At 78.6% G+C, this 229-nt stretch carries 1 protein-coding gene; it reads left to right on the top strand.

Features of this window, described 5'->3' with window-relative positions; genetic code table 11:
• The coding region (locus ACQG3P_RS25665) for a hypothetical protein (protein ID WP_426806618.1) at nt 1-229 on the top strand (229 nt) is incomplete at both ends.

The raw sequence follows: 229 nt of genomic DNA, 5'->3' as shown, positions 1-229 counted from the left end.
TCGGCACGCTGCGCGAAGGCTCGCGCAGCGAGCGCAGCAGCCTGCTCGACAACCTGCCCGCGCCGTCCTTCCGCTGCACGGTCGAGCGGCCCTGGAACATCCGGAGCACCGGCGTGGGTGGCACCGGCGTGGTGACCATCGGCGCGGGGCGGGGCCTGGCCGGGCCCCGGGAAGGCAAGGGGGCCAGCGGGCGCGCCCAGTCCGGCCGGGCCCCGAAGGGGGGCGCGGT

It is taken from the genome of Stenotrophomonas sp. SrG, from assembly GCF_050031795.1.
Classification (GTDB): Bacteria; Pseudomonadota; Gammaproteobacteria; order Xanthomonadales; family Xanthomonadaceae; genus Stenotrophomonas; species Stenotrophomonas rhizophila_A.
Note: the sequence above shows the minus strand (reverse complement) of the source record. Positions and strands in the feature narration are given on the sequence as shown.